Here is a 16,289-nt window from a genome sequence, read left to right on the forward strand (position 1 = left end):
ATATGCTTACACTATTAGTTTTTATCCTGTTAACCCTTGTGGCCGGGTATTTTCATCTTACGAATGGCGTGTTTGATATGTCTGTAATGGATGTGATAAAAACACTGCTGCGAATAGATCCTAATGCTAAATTTGACCTGGTTATTTTTCAGTTTCGGTTACCACGGATCATTATTGCCTCATTAGTAGGAATAGGTCTGGGGATGGCGGGAACTGTCATTCAAGGGATTACCCGTAACGGGCTGGCTGATCCAGGTATCCTTGGGATTAATGCAGGCGCAGGAGCTGCCATCGTTGCATTTATGTTTTTCTTTCAGATGTCGGGAGTTACTTTTTTTAAAGAAAGCTGGTTCTCGATACTAGCCATGCCGCTGTTTGGTTTTGTAGGTGGGCTTGCCGCAGTTGTCATTATCTTTATTTTTTCATGGCGGAATGGTGCACTCGATATGCAACGCTTGATTTTGACAGGGATCGCGATTAGCAGTGGTTTTGGTGCGTTGTCGTTGTATATTTCTCTGAAAATGAATGCAAGTGATTATGAGATGGCTGCGGTTTGGAGTGTCGGAAGTATTTACAGCGCGAACTGGACTTATATCATTATGATCGCACCTTGGGTGCTTATTTTAGGATTTATAATGTATCGAAAAAGCTATTTACTCAATTATTTTCAATTGGAGGATTCCAGTACAAAGAGCTTAGGGATCTCTGTAGAAAAAGAAAAGCTGATCTTTCTGTTATGCAGTGTGGGGATCGTAAGTGTTTGTGTATCTGTATCCGGTTCTATAAGTTTTATAGGCTTGATGGCTCCTCATATCGCCAGAAGATTAGTAGGGATTAATCACCGCTATATTATGTTATCCAGTGCAGTGGTAGGGATGTTTTTGCTGGTGATCTCGGATTATTTTGCCAAAACAATATTTCAGCCGGCAGAGTTACCCGTGGGTATAGTCGTTTCGATTATTGGAATTCCTTATTTCTTATATTTATTAGCAAAGTCAAGAGTGTAGGGGAGAGTGTACAGAAAAAATGACAACACAAGTAGAGCTCGAACACACAGAATCATGGAAACTTGAATCTCAGTATATGGGTTACACGTACGATATAAAGGTTTCTCTTCCCAGAGAAGCAGCACCAGAAAAGGGCTTCCCCGTGTATTACATGCTCGATGGTAATTCATATTTTCAATTGGGTCGGGATGTTGTGAAATTGCAGTCAAGAAATGCCCCGAAAACTTTTATTGCACCAGCAATTGTGATTGGCATTGGACATTATGGTTCAGATGAAGAGGTCTCTAAAAGAAGATTTTATGATTTCACACCTCCAGCGAAGCAGTATGTATATCCGGATCGATTGAAAAATGCTGACATAGGTCCACATGGTGGGGCTGAGAATTTTTTGGCTTTTTTAGAATTAGAGTTAATGCCAGCAATCAACAAGAAATATAATGTGGATCAGCATAAACAAGCCTTGTTTGGTCACTCTCTCAGTGGTCTATTTGTCCTCTGGACGTTATTCACTCGTACGAAGCTATTCCAGTATTATTTGGCCTCTAGTCCATCCATTTGGTGGAATGATCATGAAATCCTGACGTATGCGGAGCAGTTCTATAGCAAGGGTCAAGAGCTGACGGCCGATAAACAAAAGTTATTGATTACCGTAGGGAGTGAAGAGTCGTTTATGGTCGATGACGCAGCAATATTATTTTCAAAATTGAATGAGTATGCTTTGCCTAATTTAGAGGTTAAGCACTATGTCGCACCCAATGAAAATCACGCTTCTGTAGTACCAACGATTATGAGTAGAGCGTTTCGAGTGCTGAACTGTTAAGGAGTGGGGATATGACGCAAATGAGGGCAGGCGAGCTTGTGCTTTTTGAACATATGGATCGTCAGATTACCGTGTATTTACCGAAAGAATATCATCTATTTCCGGAGCGGATGTTTCCAGCGGTTTTCTTACAGGATGGAGATTTTTTGTTCAAAGAGGCGATTACAGCTATAGAGAAAGATGTGGAAGAGGGAGTAACAGAGCCGGTTATTTTTATCGGGATCGATTCTCAGCTGCGGAATGATGAATATACACCTTGGGAAATGTCTGCTCTTTTTAAGGATTGGTCCTTTGGGGGCAAGGGCGATGATTATTTGAATTATGTCTATCAGGATCTTGTACCCTATATCAAAAGCTCCTATCGCATCTCCAACGAGCCGGAGAAATTGGCTTTGGGTGGTGTTTCACTAGGTGGATTAATAAGTCTGTATGCGATGTACAAGACTGAAGCTACTGTTGGAAATTTTATATTGATATCTGCGTCTGTATGGTTTAAAGATTTCATTCATTTCATGGAGACATCAAGACTAGATAGGGAATGCAGAATTTATATGTATGTTGGTGAAAAGGAAGGGATCCACAAGACAAATGCCCAGAAGGACATGGTGCCTAACAGCAAACGTGCTTATGATATTTTAAAAGAGAAGATTGTTGGAGCGGATCAGCGAGTGAAGTTTGAGACGGATCCGCTGGGCACGCATAATGATACGTTTTTCCTGCAATATTTTCCGAATAGTATCAGGTTCTTATTTCCTGCAAAATAAACATAATAGGACGAGCAGGAGTGAGTATCCTTGCATCGTCCTACTTATCGTGTGATAGCTGCTCTAGTTATTCTTCTGTAAATTCTCAAGATGGGCGTCCAAATTATCGAAGGTTTGGGAAATCCCCTCTAACATCCCCATATCAATCACTTGTTGCAAGGCTTCCGGAGAAGTGTATTTACCGGTATTCACCAGCTTCGTTTGACCCTCCAGGTCGATAAAATCTAGCTGGACAAGCGTTTCAGGCAAATCTTTTGAAATATTACCCTCTGCATCTGAGAATCCATCTGTATAAATGACTTGTTCTGGGACTGTAATTTCCTTATACAACGCCTTGCCCCAAGACTCCATACCGTAGAAATCCCCTTGATTCTTATCCACGCACTTCATGCAATAATGCCAAGTACCCCCTGGACGGAAATCGACATTACATACGGGAAGCGTCCAACCTTTTGGACCCCACCAGTGCTTCAAATGCTCAGCCTCAGAAAAAGCCTTGAATACTAGCTCACGTGGAGCTTGGAATACGCGCTCTAATACTAATGTGTTGCCATCAACAACTTTGGATACCACTTGGTTGGACGGGTTAGAATTTGTCATGGGATAGATCCTCCTCAAATTTGTTTGCTTCCTGCCAATTTCGACCTGAGGCTATGATTTATTATTGTTTTCATTGCTCTGTAGCTTTTGTAAATAATCATCCAGTCGATCGTATCGTTCTTCCCATATATGGCGGTAGGAGTCTAACCAATCGTCTATTTCCTTAAATGGATCAGGACGGAGCTTGCAAATGCGCTTGTTAGCAACAGCTTGAACTTCAATTAAGCCCGCTTCACTAAGGACGCGCAAATGCTTGGACGCTTGAGGCTGCCGTAGCTGAAGACTTTCTGCAATCTCCCCAACGGTTAGAGGATTCTCGCGTAATAGTTCAACGATCTGCATGCGGTGGGGCTCAGCTAAGGCACTCATAACGTTAGTATTCATAAACAAGGATCACTTCGATTCATTAAATTCATTCGTATCTCTATTATGACATACTGTGGTTAAGCGGCTCTATAGCGCCTCCTTTTTGGTATTTCCTGTTTGTGATGATAATATACCACGGAGGGAATATTCCTGTAAAGGAATATATAATAACCATTGTATGACAACTGCTAGAGAAGGGCATGATACAAGCATTAAAAAGAAATATGTTCCATGATAACCAACAAACTTTACAAAAAACATAGGAATAGATATAATTAAGTATAACTTATCGGGTTTTAGAATTACGCAAGGGGCCTAACGCCAGTGGGCTCCTTTTGTATTTCTTGGCCATGTTACAGGAGGGTGAAGGTCATACACAATGAAAAGATTATGGTTTGTGTTCATTATGGTCCGCATGGGGAGCGTTTAATCCGGCGTGGTGTCCAACTATCTGAAATTATAGGGGCGCCATTGTTTGTATTAAATGTCGATAGTTCGGATATTGATGAATATAATCAGAGCAAAGAAATGTATATGACGGTCTGGAAACGTCTTGCCGATGAAGCTGGCGCAGAGTTTATCATTCGGAAACGTGAAGGCCGAAAAACAACAGATATTATTGTAGAAGTTGCTGAAGAGAATGAGGTCACACAGATCGTCATTGGACAATCTGCTCAAACTCGGTGGCAGGAGCTTACCAAACGTAATTTCATCAATGAACTCATTGGTAAAATGAAAATGATGGATCTGCATGTCGTGGCTGTGCAGCGGATGCGTGCAGGGCTGGAAGAAACCCATGAGGAAGGCGTTATCGCTTACCTGGTCAAAAACGGGGCTGAGTACCAGCTCAGTGATGAACCTCAGGGAGAGTATTCGCTTAAGGGAAAGTTCTTTCACGAACTACACACAGAATTTGAGAACGGTTTATTCAGAATTGAGCAAGAAGATGGAAAGGCTAGATATCTGCATATTTGTGATGGCACATTGACCGATTCTTTATAATCGGGCTTGCCCTTATCAACATTGGGGCCTTGTATAAAAGGCCCTACCAATCATATGATCTTTGGCTTTTGGTAAAAAAGTAAGTACTAAAGTTCACAACTTGATAAGCTCAAGTGGAAAAGGAGGACTGCCTTTGCTGCATGTAATCATACTTGTTCCGTTTCTAATGGCCTTAGTAATCGCACTTTTGTCCAAGAGAGCACCCAACCTTCATAGAGGATGGCTTGTTTTCCCTGGTTCACTCGTTTTGTTTGTTTATTTCTTAACCCGGATTCCCGTTATTAAAGGTGGGGATTTGGGATATGAAACCATTTCATGGATTCCTTCACTAGGAATTGATTTGGTTTTCCATCTGGATGGATTAAGTTTGTTGTTTGCTTTGCTAATCACTGGGATGGGTAGTCTTGTAATTATCTATTCAATTTATTATCTGGACCGGCGAAAAGAAGCGTTAACCCCTTTTTATATTTATCTAATGTTGTTTATGGGGGCGATGCTTGGCGTTGTGCTCTCGGATAACTTGATGGTGTTATATGGCTTTTGGGAATTAACAAGTGTTTCGTCATTTCTGTTAATTGCCTTTTGGCATCGGCGGCAAAAATCGCGGTATGGTGCTCTCAAATCTATGTTGATTACCGTATTTGGTGGTTTAGCGATGTTTGCCGGCTTTTTAATGCTTTATGTAATGACAGGCACCTTTAGTATCCGGGAAATTTGGAGTGAGGTTGGCGATATCAGCGGGCATGCTTTATTTATTCCGGCGATGCTACTAATTCTCTTAGGCGCCTTCACCAAATCAGCTCAGTTCCCGTTTCATATCTGGCTGCCGGATGCCATGGAGGCACCGACACCCGTCAGCGCCTATCTGCACTCGGCAACGATGGTTAAAGCTGGATTGTATCTTGTCGCCCGTTTCAGCCCTGTTTTTGCGGGGCAATATGAGTGGTTCTGGGTTGTGTCAGGCGTCGGTTTGATCACCTTGATTTATGGCTCCATCCAGGCGATGAAGCAGACGGACCTGAAGGCTCTATTAGCCTATTCAACGATTAGTCAACTTGGACTGATTATGGGATTGCTGGGAATGGGATCGGCAGCGGCATTTTATGTAGGGGAAGATTCAGTCTTTTACACTGCTGCAACAACAGCGGCTATCTTTCACCTTATTAACCATGCCATCTTTAAAGGCTCTTTGTTTATGATGGTCGGTATAGTTGACCATGAGACGGGTACCCGCGACCTGCGAAAGCTGGGCGGACTGATTTCCATTATGCCGGTTACCTTTACGGTAGCGATGATCGGCAGTTTCTCGATGGCTGGTTTGCCGCCATTTTCCGGGTTTTTAAGTAAAGAGATGTTTTTTACGGCTGTTCTGAATATCCGAAACCTGGATATATTGTCTATTCCCTCGTTGTTTACGCTCTTCCCGGTTTTGGCCTGGATTGCCAGCGTGTTTACTTTTGCATACAGTATGATTTTGGTTTTCCACACCTTTTTCGGAAAATATCAGCCTGAGAAGCTGGACAAAAAACCGCATGAAGCCCCATTTGGACTTCTGCTTGCCCCGTGCCTGCTAGCAGTGCTGTCTATATTTATCGGTTTTTTCCCGAATATATTATCCAAAACACTTATTATCCCTGCAATGAATGCTATTCACCCTATCTTGCAGACCGGAGAACCCTTTGTTGTGAATATTCATTTCTGGCACGGCTTTACACCAGAAATATGGATGACACTTGGTGTTGTGATTCTTGGTATTATTGTATACCGAATCTATGGCCGCTGGAGTCTGGTCGATAAAGAATGGGGCAGTGGCTACACTTTAAATCAAGTCTATGACGGAGTAATCCGGCTGGTCGAGAAATCGTCTAGGGCGTTGACTGGCACCTATATGACAGGTTCCATGCGCCATTACTTGATGTATATCTTCGCTTTCCTGATCGTAGCCATTGGTGGAGCCGTGTGGTATACCGATGGAATAACGCTTGGGACAACTGAATATGCTCCGTTTTCTTTGTTTGAAGTTATTGTTGTTATGGTTATGCTTGTGGGCGCTTTGGCTATCCCCTTTGTTCGTTCCAGAATCACAGCCATTTTGTTAACAGGAATGGTTGGTTATATGGTTACTTTACTCTTTGTTCTGTTCCGGGCACCTGATCTGGCGCTTACCCAGATGATTGTCGAAGTAGTATCCGTTACATTGTTCCTGCTATGTTTTCGGCATTTGCCTAAGCTGGAGAAAGAGCCGCTCAAACTTCGGTCCCGCTTGCCTAAGCTAATTATTTCCATCGGGATGGGAATAACTATGACATTGGTTGCACTTGCTGCTTTAGGCAGTAGTCCGTTCGAATCCATCTCGAAATATTATGTGGAGAATAGCTATACCTTGGGTGGCGGTAAAAATATTGTTAATGTTCTGCTCGTTGATTTCCGCGGCTTTGATACCATGTTTGAAATTACAGTGCTTGGCCTTGCCTCACTTGCTATTTATTCCATGATCAAACTGCAGCTGGATACGGATGGAACTATTGCCCCACTGAAGCGGGCTGTGAAGGATAATAAACCACGTTCTTCTGTAAGTGATGATGTGTTACTACAAGCGGTAGCTAAAGTAGCCTTCGTTATGATACTAATATTTTCGCTTTATCTGTTTTTCGCCGGACATAATAATCCGGGAGGCGGATTTATTGGAGCATTGATGGCATCAGCCGCATTGGTACTGCTCGCCATTACTTTTGGGATTGATATGGTTGAGAAGGTATTGCCTATCGACTATCGTAAGTTAATCGCGGTTGGGGTATCTGTAGCTTTTCTTACAGGAATAGGTTCGTTTTTATTCGATGTACCTTTTCTGAGCCAAGCGTTTGGCTATTTCCAACTGCCACTTATGGGCAAAACAGAACTGACCACAGCAATGTTCTTTGATCTCGGTGTTTTCTTAGCTGTTATTGGTGTCACTATGAATATCATATTTACGATCGGGAGGGATAGCTAATGGAGCTTATTATTGCCCTGGCGATCGGTGTACTGTTTTCCGTAGGTGTTTATCTAGTTCTTTCCAAAAGCTTGCTGCGCATCCTTCTGGGAACCACTTTAATAACGCACGGCGTTCATTTGTTGTTACTGACAATGTCTGGCCTCAAGACAGGTGCTGCACCATTGCTGGGTGAGGAAGCGGAAGCTTATGTCGATCCTTTGCCGCAGGCGCTCATTTTGACCTCTATTGTAATTAGCTTTGGAGTAACAGCATTTTTTATTGTTTTGGCATACCGGACTTACCGCTCGACGGGTACCGATGATGTGGAAGGAACCAAGGAGGAGAGACGATGAACAACTTGTTAGTGCTGCCTCTGCTGATTCCGGCCATTACGGCAGTTATACTCATTTTTTTGAAAGAACGAGTACGTCTGCAACGAATCATAAGTGCCGTCAGTGTGTTTGTAAATATCTTTGTTGCAGGATTCATTGTGTATCAGGTAAATACAAACGGTATCCAGACCTTATATATGGGGGGATGGCGTCCACCTTATGGCATTGTGTTTGTTGCCGATATGTTTTCGGCATTGCTCGTTTTGACTGCGGCCATTGTTGGCGCGGCTTGTCTGTTTTTTTCCTTCGCTAGCATTGGGGAAGACAGGGAACGGTTTTATTACTATCCGTTTTTCCATTTTTTATTAACCGGGGTATTTGGCTCTTTCCTCACCGGGGACCTGTTTAACTTGTTTGTCTGCTTTGAGGTGCTGTTAGTTGCCTCTTACGCTTTGATCGTACTTGGTGGGTCCAAGGGTCAACTGCGAGAGACATTAAAGTATGTATTAATTAATGTGATTTCCTCATCCTTGTTTGTGGCGACGATTGCTTATTTATATGCCGCGACAGGAACACTGAATATGGCGCATCTATCTATGCGTGTAGCAGAGGCGGGACAAGGCGGTGTAATGAACGTCATTGCGGTTCTGCTGCTAATTGTATTTTCGATTAAGGCAGGTTTACTGCTCTTTTTCTGGCTTCCCGATTCTTATAGTGCACCGCCATTGGCTGTTAGAGCCCTGTTTGGGGCTTTGCTAACCAAGGTCGGATTGTATGCAATTACTCGTACCTTTACTTTGATTTTTATTCAAGAACCGGAACTTACCCATACATTGATTGCCTGGATGGCGGGGGCGACGATGATACTTGGGGCAATCGGGGCATTGGCATACAACGATTTGGGCCGAATATTTAATTATAATATCATCATCAGTGTAGGATTTATTGCTTTTGGGATCTCTGTTGCGACTCAGGATTCGTTAAATGGTGTAGTGTTTTATTTAATGCATGACATGGTTGCCAAAGCATTATTATTCTTCCTGGGTGGGATGATTATCTCAGCTTCAGGCACTGACCGCTTAAAAGAAATGGGTGGTTTAATCCGACGTTATCCGTGGACCGGCTGGATGTTTTTTGTACTGACTTTGGCATTGGTTGGTGTTCCGCCCCTTAGTGGTTTCGCTGGAAAAGTGATGATGGTGCGGAGTGGATTTGGCGAGAATCACGTGGCTCTGGCGCTGATTGCACTTGCATCCAGCTTCGTAGTGTTATATTCCTTGATCAAGGTATTCCAGCAAGTGTTCTGGGGTGGCGAGAAAAGGGAAGAACAAGTCAAACCGCTTCATTATAAAGCTATGATGGCACCGGCAGCTGTTCTGTTCGCGATTGTAATTCTGATGGGTGTGGGTGCGGAGACGGTAAACGGACTTGTCAGCCAAGCCGGAGCTGTACTGGCTGATCCAGCACTATACATTAACGCTGTCATGAAGGAGTGATACTATGGCTTTTCAACTATTATTGAATTTCATGATAGCATTCCTGTGGATGTTCCTGCACAATGACTGGACTGGGCCACGTTTCGTCATTGGTTTCTTGATCGGTATCCTCATTCTGCTCGGAATGCGACGTTTTTGGCCCAGATTATATCTAGGAAAAGTGTGGGCAATTATTAAGCTAATCCTGTTGCTGCTGCGGGAGCTGGTCGTTTCAAGCTATGTAGTAGTAAAAGCTGTTCTGAGACCGGAGCTTAATATACGTCCAGCAATCTTAAAATATACTACAGAGCTGAAATCGGATTGGGAAGTGGCTACGTTGATCACATTGCTCTGCCTTACTCCCGGATCTGTGGTACTTGAAGTTTCGGATGATAACCGGACTTTGTATATTCATGCCATGGATGTTGAGGATCCCGCACAGTTCAGAGCGAATATCCGTGACACCTTTGAGCGTGCGATATTGGAGGTGACCCGTTAATGATCCAATTTATTCTTATGCTCTCGCTTACGATTATGGCGCTGGCGATTGGTGTATGTGCCTGGCGGTTGTTGAAGGGACCTTCTTTGCCCGACCGGGTAGCGGCACTGGATACGATTGGAATTAATCTGTTAGCCATGGTAGCCGTTCTTTCTGTTTTACTCCGAACGCAGGCTTTTATCGAAATTATTTTGTTAATAGGCATTCTTTCCTTTATCGGCACGACGGCATTTGCCAGATACATCGAAAGGGGAGTGGTGCTAGAACATGGAAACGATCAAGACAGTCGGTGAATTGCTGTTTGCCTTATTAATACTGATGGGGGCATTGCTTAGTGCTGTAAGTGCTTATGGTCTGATTCGGCTGCCTGATGTTTATCTGAGATCACATGCCGCTGCCAAAAGTGCCACCCTTGGTGTTTTATGTGTTCTGAGCGGGGCCTTTCTATATTTTGCATTTTTTCTAGATCATATAAGTGCTAAGCTGCTACTGGGGATTGTCTTTGTATTTATGACCTCACCTTTATCTGCACATTTGACGGGCAGAGCTGCTTATCGCTCAGGGGTTCCCTTATGGAATCGCAGAATTCAAGATGATTTAAGAGAGGTACTGGAGAAAGAAAAAGCTGTAGCAGCATCCCCTGAACGGGATGTGCCTCAAGAATAAAATCCATGAAATGGTGATCTGCGATTTCGGATTACAACAATAAGTTTGGATCGCAATAGCTAAAAAGCAACAACCCTGCATGAAAACGCGGGGTTGTTGCTTTTTTAGATTAAAACTACTCTTTTTTGTTATCTTAACGAACTAATATTTTGCCTTCTCCAGCAAGGATGCGAAGTACCCTTGGGAGTCGATCACCATCATTCTCAGGGATGTCCAATTGAATGCCGTAGTGGAAACTGCCTTGTTGTTCTTTGTTCCATTTCAATATTCCTTCTATGTACATAGATTCATCCGTAAGATTCATTTCCATGCCAATGCGTACTAGGTTATTTTCTGGGTTGATATTGAGGGGTAACGATAAGTGGCAACCCGATCGACTGATGTCGAACAATACAGCCCTTACAGGCTTGGAAGGAACCTGAATTCCGTTAATAGTAAGAATATGAAGATCAAATGTTACAGGTTCTTTAAGGGTATATCGAAAAGGTTCGGTTCTGCGATTAGTGTTCATATGCTCCTCCATACTTTTCCATGTAATATAAATTATCGACATAAAAGTAGGATTAGTGAAGAGCTGATTCTATTTTTGATTATTTCAGTACTTGAGCAGTCTCGTAGGTAAGGCAGCGCAGACTTTGATCAGGATAACGCATTTCTGCCGTGTAGCTGCTGCCATCTTCCAGCATCATCTGAACAGCGACCATGCCGCGTTTATCATTGGTGTCAGTGTTGATCAGTGTTGCTGTAGCAATTTTCCGGTTTTCTTTTTGTTTATCTGTAAGGATAGTTATGGCCGCATTGATCCAACGGGCATCTTTATAGATAGTGCTGGCAGCAGAAGCGCTAATTGGTGTTCTTTTCAGAGCAATATTAATCGCGGTCGTGTTCACTACCATACCGTTTATGGGATCAATTAGTACATCATATTCCCAGAATTCCTTACCTTGCCCTTCTAGGGTCTTGGCGTTATATGGACTGAAATGTACAGCCCATGTCCACGGCAGCGAGGTTCGGGTATCACTCAGAATAACCCGCATCTGCAGCTTGGCAATATCCACATCGAATAATTTGCGTACGCTTGTAGCAGCAAGAATAACGGCATCAGTCTGACTCAAATTCCCTGCAGCAGGCGGTGTGACAGTGGTCCGTTTGGATTCAGAAGTCTCATGACCAGCCATGTCTATGAAATTGTTAATGGGTTGTATTTCTTTAGGACTCATCTGCGGTTGTAGATCGTCATTCACTGTGGAGGACACCGGCGTTGGTGCTTCCAACTTCATCCCTTGGGTTTTGGTGCTGGTTAAAGCTAAATGGGTGGTGTTTTGAATGACTGCACTGACGATTAGCAGACTCCCCGAGAACAGGAGTACAGCTAAAGTAGTGGGGAATTTTTTGTTATTCACTTGAATAACCTCCATTTGCTTCGGATGATGCTGAATCTTCCTAACCTTAAACTATAGATGTTATAGAGTAGGTGAACAGATGTTATGGAGTTGTAAAAAGATGCGGATACTTGTTCCTTGACCTAAAGTAGAATTGAGTGAAATTCTAGTTTGATGCGCATCTGCGATTTGCTTGCATAAAGATAAACCAAGACCCGCACCCCCGTATTCGCGTGTGCGCGATTTTTCACCTCGATAAAAGGGTTCAAATACACGCGCGCTCTGTTCCGGTGTCATCCCAAATCCTGAATCACATACTTCCAATATGGCTTCATTTTGCAATACATAGGCAAGCAAGCGGATGGTGCTCCCTTGCGGAGATGCATGAATGGAATTTTCGACAAGGTTAACCAAGAAGGAAGTTAGCAGATCATGATCACCCCAAACCGCAGGGATGGAATAATCCATTTCTAGTTTGATGCCTGCTTCGTCCAATTTAAGCTGCTCAATCTGTTTAACCGATTTGAACAAATCTGATATGTCTACTTGTTTCAGAGTCAGAGGATGATGCCGTAGGACGGACAAATCCAGCAGTTTGAAGGCTAAATTCTTCAGGCGTAAAGTTTCACTAAGGATATATTGACCAGCCTTCTGCTGTTCTTCCTGGCCTATATTCGCGGAAGTCAGAAATTCAGCAAATCCCTGCATACTGGTTAAAGGTGTGCGCAGTTCGTGGGCGAGGTTATCGACCATTCTCTGCTTTTCATCGGCCATATTAGACAGTTCGATCACGTGCTGTTCCACTGCGTTTGCCATTCGGTTAAAGTTCAGGGCTAACTCACCAAATTCATCTTTACTGCGCAACTGCACGCGCTCGGTATATTTGCCTTCAGCGATCGTTTTTGTAGTCTTTGAAAGCTGTTTAAGTGGTTTGGTCAACTGCCGGATCAGCAAGTAGAGTAATAGGAGCAGAATTGGACCGATAATCCAGTTAATCATTACAAAAAAACGGTTCAGCTCATGCTGCTTAGCATACAGGTCACTGATATCACGTTGATAAACGATCGACAAAGCTTGATAGGGAGCAGGGAGCTCAGTAGAGAGTTGAATAGAATGTGACTCCGGTGTTGAGACTGATGGGACTCCGGCATTCGGATAAACCAGCTGGTCATTCTCCCAGAGCTGTAGTCCGATTCCCTGCTTATGATAAAATTCACCATAGGATTGAGCCACACTTGAGATTAAAGTAGAGGTAAGTGTGGCCCCACGGGTCTGAATCGATTCAAGATTTTCATAAATGTTGTTTGCAATTAATAGCTGTTCGCTTGAAGCACGCTGCATTTCGCTGTCCATGTTCAGCTGCCAGCTTTTTTTCATAATCATGATTACACTTACATCTAGGGCGACGATGAAGAAGGCGAGGACTGACAGCAGAATTTTATGCCAGAATCTCATACTAGACCTGAACTTCCAAGCGGTAACCAAGCTTAAATACGGTTTTAATTCGTTCTTCCCAGCCTAGTTTTTTGCGCAGCTGTCTGATGTGAACATCTACAGTACGGGTATCTCCTTCAAAATCATAGCCCCAGGCTAATTCCAGCAACTTTTCCCTTGATAAAGCAATATTTCTGTTACGGATAAGGACCTCAAGCAGCTCAAATTCCCTAGCGGTTAAATCTACGGGTATCTGATCCACCATCACAAGCCTCTCAAGATAACGTACCTCAACGTTTTCACAGAGAAAATTGGAAATGCCTTTTTCGCTCCTGCGTAACACCACATTGATTCTTGCCAACAATTCAAGGATTTCAAAAGGTTTAATAATATAATCATCGGCGCCCAGCTCAAAGCCTTTGATGCGATCAGCCAGTGAATCTTTTGCGGTGATCAGAATCACCGGAATTTGTAAGTGAGCAATCCGCTGCATGATCTCAAAACCATCCAGTTCGGGCAGCATTATATCGAGCAGAATTAAATCGGCCTTTTCACGTTCCAGCAGTTCAATAACCTCCAGCCCGCGATAAGCCTTGCTATAGGTATGTCCGACTAATTTTAGATTCATAGTAATTAAGTCACTGATTGCACGTTCATCTTCTACGACTATGATATGGCCCATAGTTCATTGTTCCCTCCTAAGCTAGCAAATCACTTCCTAATGCTAATAAACTATAAACAACTTATTACAGAATTGTCCAGTGCAGGTATGAAAAAGCATCTAGTTCTTCCTAATTTGGTTTGTTGATAAAGCTTAAAAAGGACTGAAAAAGAGAGCGGAAGCAGTCTCTTAATCAATCCTGAAAAACATCATTATAAACCTTCGCAACTCTTGATTAATTGGAAATTCCATCTGTTGTTGACTTAGACAAGTGGGCATCAGGGGCAATAAATTCGTGAACGATTTGACGAAAATATTCGTGATTATCATAGCTGTTGTACATACGCCAGGCCACTGTTTGGGAGTTGCCGAAAAATAACCGCTCGAACTGGGTTTGACGACCTCCGAATGCACCCGCTCCTAGTTCCCAAGCCAGCCGGAATAAGGCATTTCGATACCACGCATCCGAGACATTTCCCTTCAAATACTCATAAAGATACGAACCAGCGCTTGATGTAAAGTCGGCTTCAGAGGGGATCATGATGAGCCCGCTTGAACTGAGGTTTTGAACCATTTCAACCATCTCTGGATAAAACTCTGAAAAGTGAATGGTTGAAGCCAACAGTGGACCTTTATCTGGAACGAGATATCCAAATTTGTCGAGCGAAGCCCCTATTTCCGCTGCAAGTCTTAAGGCTTTGAAAGTTTCTAAATAGGTTAATATTCTGGAAATAGGTAAAATCGTGTAGGCCTCAAGGACAGCATTTTGTTCTTCCGCCAAAGACTCTAGCATACCAAGAAAAAACTCGGTCTTTGCAATATAGCGGGTGATAATTTGGTGGGCCATATGCGTATGAAAGTTACTCTCGCCGAATAATCGGGAACAGTACCTCTCATCGCCATAATAAAATATACGATCATGAGGGACCAGTACGCGGTCAAAGATAACAAGGGTATCCATTTCTTCATATCTTGAACTTAACGGATGGTCGTAGGAGGATGAGGCAGCGTAGCTTTCACGGCAAAAAAAAGTCATCCCAGGCAGATCATTAGGCACCGCAAAGGCAAACGCAAAGGGATTATCATCATCCACAAGTGAGGGTGAGGGAGTTGGGAATACAAGCATTTCATCGCATGTAGCTCCCTGTGTTGCCATCATAAAAGCACCGGTAACAAACATCCCTTGATCATTGATTTCTACGACTTTTGCAGCGATAGAATCCTCTGTAGCATCAATCTGGCCGGATATTTTGCTGGCTTGAGGCTGGATGAAAGCATGGGATAAGGAAATGTCATGATCTCGACAGAAGGCATAGTATTTTCTGAGGTTCTCAGCATATTTCGGATTATGATCCTCAAGGATATCAGCAGCTGTGAACAGAGACATGATGGCCGTATTCATATAATCGGGGGAACGTCCTAAAAATCCGTGGTGTCTGTTGGACCAGAGTTCAATCATTTTTCTCCGGCGTTCTAAATCTTCAGCATTTTTGGGTGGAAGAAAAGATAAACCAACCGGATCTCCAGTATCAGGTGAAGGATAGGTCATCTGCGCCAAATAACGTTCATCACACTGCATGTTATACATTTCGGCTTGTGTTTGTATGAGACCTTGAAAGGCAGGGTGTTTGGATAAAGGACCTTCAACACGTGTTCCTTTGTACCAGATATTGATCTTTTGCCGGTCGATTCGTTCGATGTATTGATTACCTGTTTTTATAGGCATAGGTTCCACCTCTTTGAAGTCATCTTTGACTAATAAAGCCGTATTATTGCTATTAATGTACGTAATCATGAATCTCCGTGTACATTGTCCATAAACCGTGGTGAGCTGGGAGTTTAGGGTTGACATAAACGATGCTGACTTGTATATTTTGGATATTGGATTACAAGTGTAGTCATACAGAGGAAAGAAAGGCGGATAGAATGATGTCTACGGAAACTCCAAAGATCTCGGATGCCGAGTGGGAAGTGATGAAGGTGCTGTGGGCAAGTGCCCCACGCACTGCAGGTGAGATTGTTGAAGCACTAGAAGGCAGCAGGGACTGGAACCCAAAGACGGTACGGACGTTGATTAAGCGTCTGACAGAGAAACGGGCTATTGGTTATAACCAGACAGGTAGGGTGTATTCCTATTATCCGCTGGTGCGGGAAGAGGAATGTGTCCAATCGGAGACAAGATCCTTTCTGAAGCGGATCTACGGTGGAACTCTGCGCCCGATGTTGGTCAATTTTTTGCAGGATGAAAAGTTGTCCCGGGAAGATATTGAAGAACTGAAGAGAATTTTGGATGAACGAAAGGACTGA

At 43.2% G+C, this 16,289-nt stretch carries 18 protein-coding genes; 11 read left to right on the forward strand and 7 right to left on the reverse strand.

Features of this window, described 5'->3' with window-relative positions:
• Positions 1–2 precede the first annotated feature (2 nt).
• Genes NST94_RS12660 through NST94_RS12670 form a run of 3 tightly spaced genes read left to right on the forward strand, consistent with a single transcriptional unit; the run spans position 3 to position 2,591 of the window.
• Entirely contained in the window at positions 3–1,007 is a 1,005-nt protein-coding gene (locus NST94_RS12660; protein ID WP_076144064.1) for an iron ABC transporter permease, read from the forward strand.
• 19 nt (positions 1,008–1,026) lie between these two features.
• Entirely contained in the window at positions 1,027–1,827 is an 801-nt protein-coding gene (locus tag NST94_RS12665; RefSeq protein WP_339282027.1) for an alpha/beta hydrolase-fold protein, read from the forward strand.
• 11 nt (positions 1,828–1,838) lie between these two features.
• Complete coding sequence (locus tag NST94_RS12670) at positions 1,839–2,591, forward strand: alpha/beta hydrolase-fold protein (protein ID WP_339282028.1); 753 nt, start codon at positions 1,839–1,841, stop codon at positions 2,589–2,591.
• A gap of 63 nt (positions 2,592–2,654) precedes the next feature.
• Here the strand turns inward: NST94_RS12670 and NST94_RS12675 are convergent, their stop codons facing one another.
• Complete coding sequence (locus NST94_RS12675) at positions 2,655–3,191, reverse strand: SRPBCC domain-containing protein (protein WP_076183573.1); 537 nt, start codon at positions 3,189–3,191, stop codon at positions 2,655–2,657.
• A 51-nt stretch (positions 3,192–3,242) separates the two neighbouring features.
• On the reverse strand, positions 3,243–3,575 hold the full coding sequence (locus tag NST94_RS12680; protein ID WP_076126043.1) for a metalloregulator ArsR/SmtB family transcription factor: 333 nt from the start codon (positions 3,573–3,575) through the stop codon (positions 3,243–3,245).
• A 345-nt stretch (positions 3,576–3,920) separates the two neighbouring features.
• Here NST94_RS12680 and NST94_RS12685 point away from each other — a divergent pair, with 345 nt between their 5' ends.
• The 7 genes from NST94_RS12685 (at position 3,921) to mnhG (ending at position 10,505) form a co-directional block, all read left to right on the forward strand.
• Positions 3,921–4,559 (forward strand): universal stress protein, encoded by a 639-nt coding sequence (locus NST94_RS12685; protein ID WP_232061321.1) that lies wholly within the window; start codon positions 3,921–3,923, stop codon positions 4,557–4,559.
• 127 nt (positions 4,560–4,686) lie between these two features.
• Complete coding sequence (locus NST94_RS12690) at positions 4,687–7,551, forward strand: Na+/H+ antiporter subunit A (RefSeq protein ID WP_076126230.1); 2,865 nt, start codon at positions 4,687–4,689, stop codon at positions 7,549–7,551.
• Entirely contained in the window at positions 7,551–7,886 is a 336-nt protein-coding gene (locus NST94_RS12695; RefSeq protein WP_036686402.1) for a Na(+)/H(+) antiporter subunit C, read from the forward strand. The genes NST94_RS12690 and NST94_RS12695 overlap by 1 nt, the downstream gene beginning before the upstream one ends.
• Complete coding sequence (locus NST94_RS12700) at positions 7,883–9,361, forward strand: Na+/H+ antiporter subunit D (RefSeq protein WP_339282029.1); 1,479 nt, start codon at positions 7,883–7,885, stop codon at positions 9,359–9,361. Before NST94_RS12695 ends, NST94_RS12700 begins: the two co-directional genes overlap by 4 nt.
• 4 nt (positions 9,362–9,365) lie before the next feature.
• Positions 9,366–9,839 carry a Na+/H+ antiporter subunit E gene (locus NST94_RS12705; RefSeq protein WP_076126047.1) on the forward strand — a complete coding sequence of 158 codons (474 nt, stop codon included), beginning with the start codon at positions 9,366–9,368 and terminating at the stop codon, positions 9,837–9,839.
• The gene (locus NST94_RS12710) at positions 9,839–10,132 is read left to right on the forward strand and encodes a Na(+)/H(+) antiporter subunit F1 (protein ID WP_076135632.1); all 294 of its coding nucleotides are present in this window, start codon (positions 9,839–9,841) and stop codon (positions 10,130–10,132) included. Before NST94_RS12705 ends, NST94_RS12710 begins: the two co-directional genes overlap by 1 nt.
• A complete protein-coding gene (gene mnhG / locus NST94_RS12715; protein ID WP_036686408.1) occupies positions 10,107–10,505 on the forward strand; it encodes a monovalent cation/H(+) antiporter subunit G in 399 nt (132 codons plus the stop codon). The genes NST94_RS12710 and mnhG overlap by 26 nt, the downstream gene beginning before the upstream one ends.
• Before the next feature lie 133 nt (positions 10,506–10,638).
• Here the strand turns inward: mnhG and NST94_RS12720 are convergent, their stop codons facing one another.
• The 5 genes from NST94_RS12720 to NST94_RS12740 all read right to left on the reverse strand — a co-directional run bounded on the left by NST94_RS12720 (position 10,639) and on the right by NST94_RS12740 (position 15,708).
• A complete protein-coding gene (locus NST94_RS12720; protein WP_076126051.1) occupies positions 10,639–11,016 on the reverse strand; it encodes a PilZ domain-containing protein in 378 nt (125 codons plus the stop codon).
• Positions 11,017–11,095: 79 nt separating this feature from the next.
• Positions 11,096–11,908, reverse strand: a complete 813-nt coding sequence (locus NST94_RS12725) for a hypothetical protein (RefSeq protein ID WP_339282030.1) — start codon at positions 11,906–11,908, stop codon at positions 11,096–11,098.
• Positions 11,909–11,968: 60 nt separating this feature from the next.
• Entirely contained in the window at positions 11,969–13,342 is a 1,374-nt protein-coding gene (locus NST94_RS12730) for a HAMP domain-containing sensor histidine kinase (protein ID WP_339190774.1), read from the reverse strand.
• Position 13,343: 1 nt separating this feature from the next.
• Positions 13,344–14,003, reverse strand: a complete 660-nt coding sequence (locus NST94_RS12735; protein WP_076135640.1) for a response regulator transcription factor — start codon at positions 14,001–14,003, stop codon at positions 13,344–13,346.
• A 214-nt stretch (positions 14,004–14,217) separates the two neighbouring features.
• A complete protein-coding gene (locus NST94_RS12740) occupies positions 14,218–15,708 on the reverse strand; it encodes a 4-hydroxyphenylacetate 3-hydroxylase N-terminal domain-containing protein (protein WP_076183910.1) in 1,491 nt (496 codons plus the stop codon).
• A 200-nt stretch (positions 15,709–15,908) separates the two neighbouring features.
• Between NST94_RS12740 and NST94_RS12745 the strand changes: the two genes are divergently transcribed.
• Positions 15,909–16,289 carry a BlaI/MecI/CopY family transcriptional regulator gene (locus NST94_RS12745; protein WP_254847611.1) on the forward strand — a complete coding sequence of 127 codons (381 nt, stop codon included), beginning with the start codon at positions 15,909–15,911 and terminating at the stop codon, positions 16,287–16,289.

Origin of the sequence: Paenibacillus sp. FSL H8-0282 (genome assembly GCF_037963825.1) — a bacterium.
In the GTDB taxonomy this organism is placed as follows: Bacteria; Bacillota; Bacilli; order Paenibacillales; family Paenibacillaceae; genus Paenibacillus_AQ; species Paenibacillus_AQ odorifer.

Coding starts and splice junctions, on each gene's coding strand:
- NST94_RS12660 (WP_076144064.1), top strand. CDS start 3: ATGCTTACACTATTAGTTTTTATCCTGTTAACCCTTGTGGCCGGGTAT.
- NST94_RS12665 (WP_339282027.1), top strand. CDS start 1,027: ATGACAACACAAGTAGAGCTCGAACACACAGAATCATGGAAACTTGAA.
- NST94_RS12670 (WP_339282028.1), top strand. CDS start 1,839: ATGACGCAAATGAGGGCAGGCGAGCTTGTGCTTTTTGAACATATGGAT.
- NST94_RS12675 (WP_076183573.1), bottom strand. CDS start 3,191: ATGACAAATTCTAACCCGTCCAACCAAGTGGTATCCAAAGTTGTTGAT.
- NST94_RS12680 (WP_076126043.1), bottom strand. CDS start 3,575: ATGAATACTAACGTTATGAGTGCCTTAGCTGAGCCCCACCGCATGCAG.
- NST94_RS12695 (WP_036686402.1), top strand. CDS start 7,551: ATGGAGCTTATTATTGCCCTGGCGATCGGTGTACTGTTTTCCGTAGGT.
- NST94_RS12700 (WP_339282029.1), top strand. CDS start 7,883: ATGAACAACTTGTTAGTGCTGCCTCTGCTGATTCCGGCCATTACGGCA.
- NST94_RS12705 (WP_076126047.1), top strand. CDS start 9,366: ATGGCTTTTCAACTATTATTGAATTTCATGATAGCATTCCTGTGGATG.
- NST94_RS12710 (WP_076135632.1), top strand. CDS start 9,839: ATGATCCAATTTATTCTTATGCTCTCGCTTACGATTATGGCGCTGGCG.
- mnhG (WP_036686408.1), top strand. CDS start 10,107: ATGGAAACGATCAAGACAGTCGGTGAATTGCTGTTTGCCTTATTAATA.
- NST94_RS12720 (WP_076126051.1), bottom strand. CDS start 11,016: ATGAACACTAATCGCAGAACCGAACCTTTTCGATATACCCTTAAAGAA.
- NST94_RS12730 (WP_339190774.1), bottom strand. CDS start 13,342: ATGAGATTCTGGCATAAAATTCTGCTGTCAGTCCTCGCCTTCTTCATC.
- NST94_RS12735 (WP_076135640.1), bottom strand. CDS start 14,003: ATGGGCCATATCATAGTCGTAGAAGATGAACGTGCAATCAGTGACTTA.
- NST94_RS12740 (WP_076183910.1), bottom strand. CDS start 15,708: ATGCCTATAAAAACAGGTAATCAATACATCGAACGAATCGACCGGCAA.
- NST94_RS12745 (WP_254847611.1), top strand. CDS start 15,909: ATGATGTCTACGGAAACTCCAAAGATCTCGGATGCCGAGTGGGAAGTG.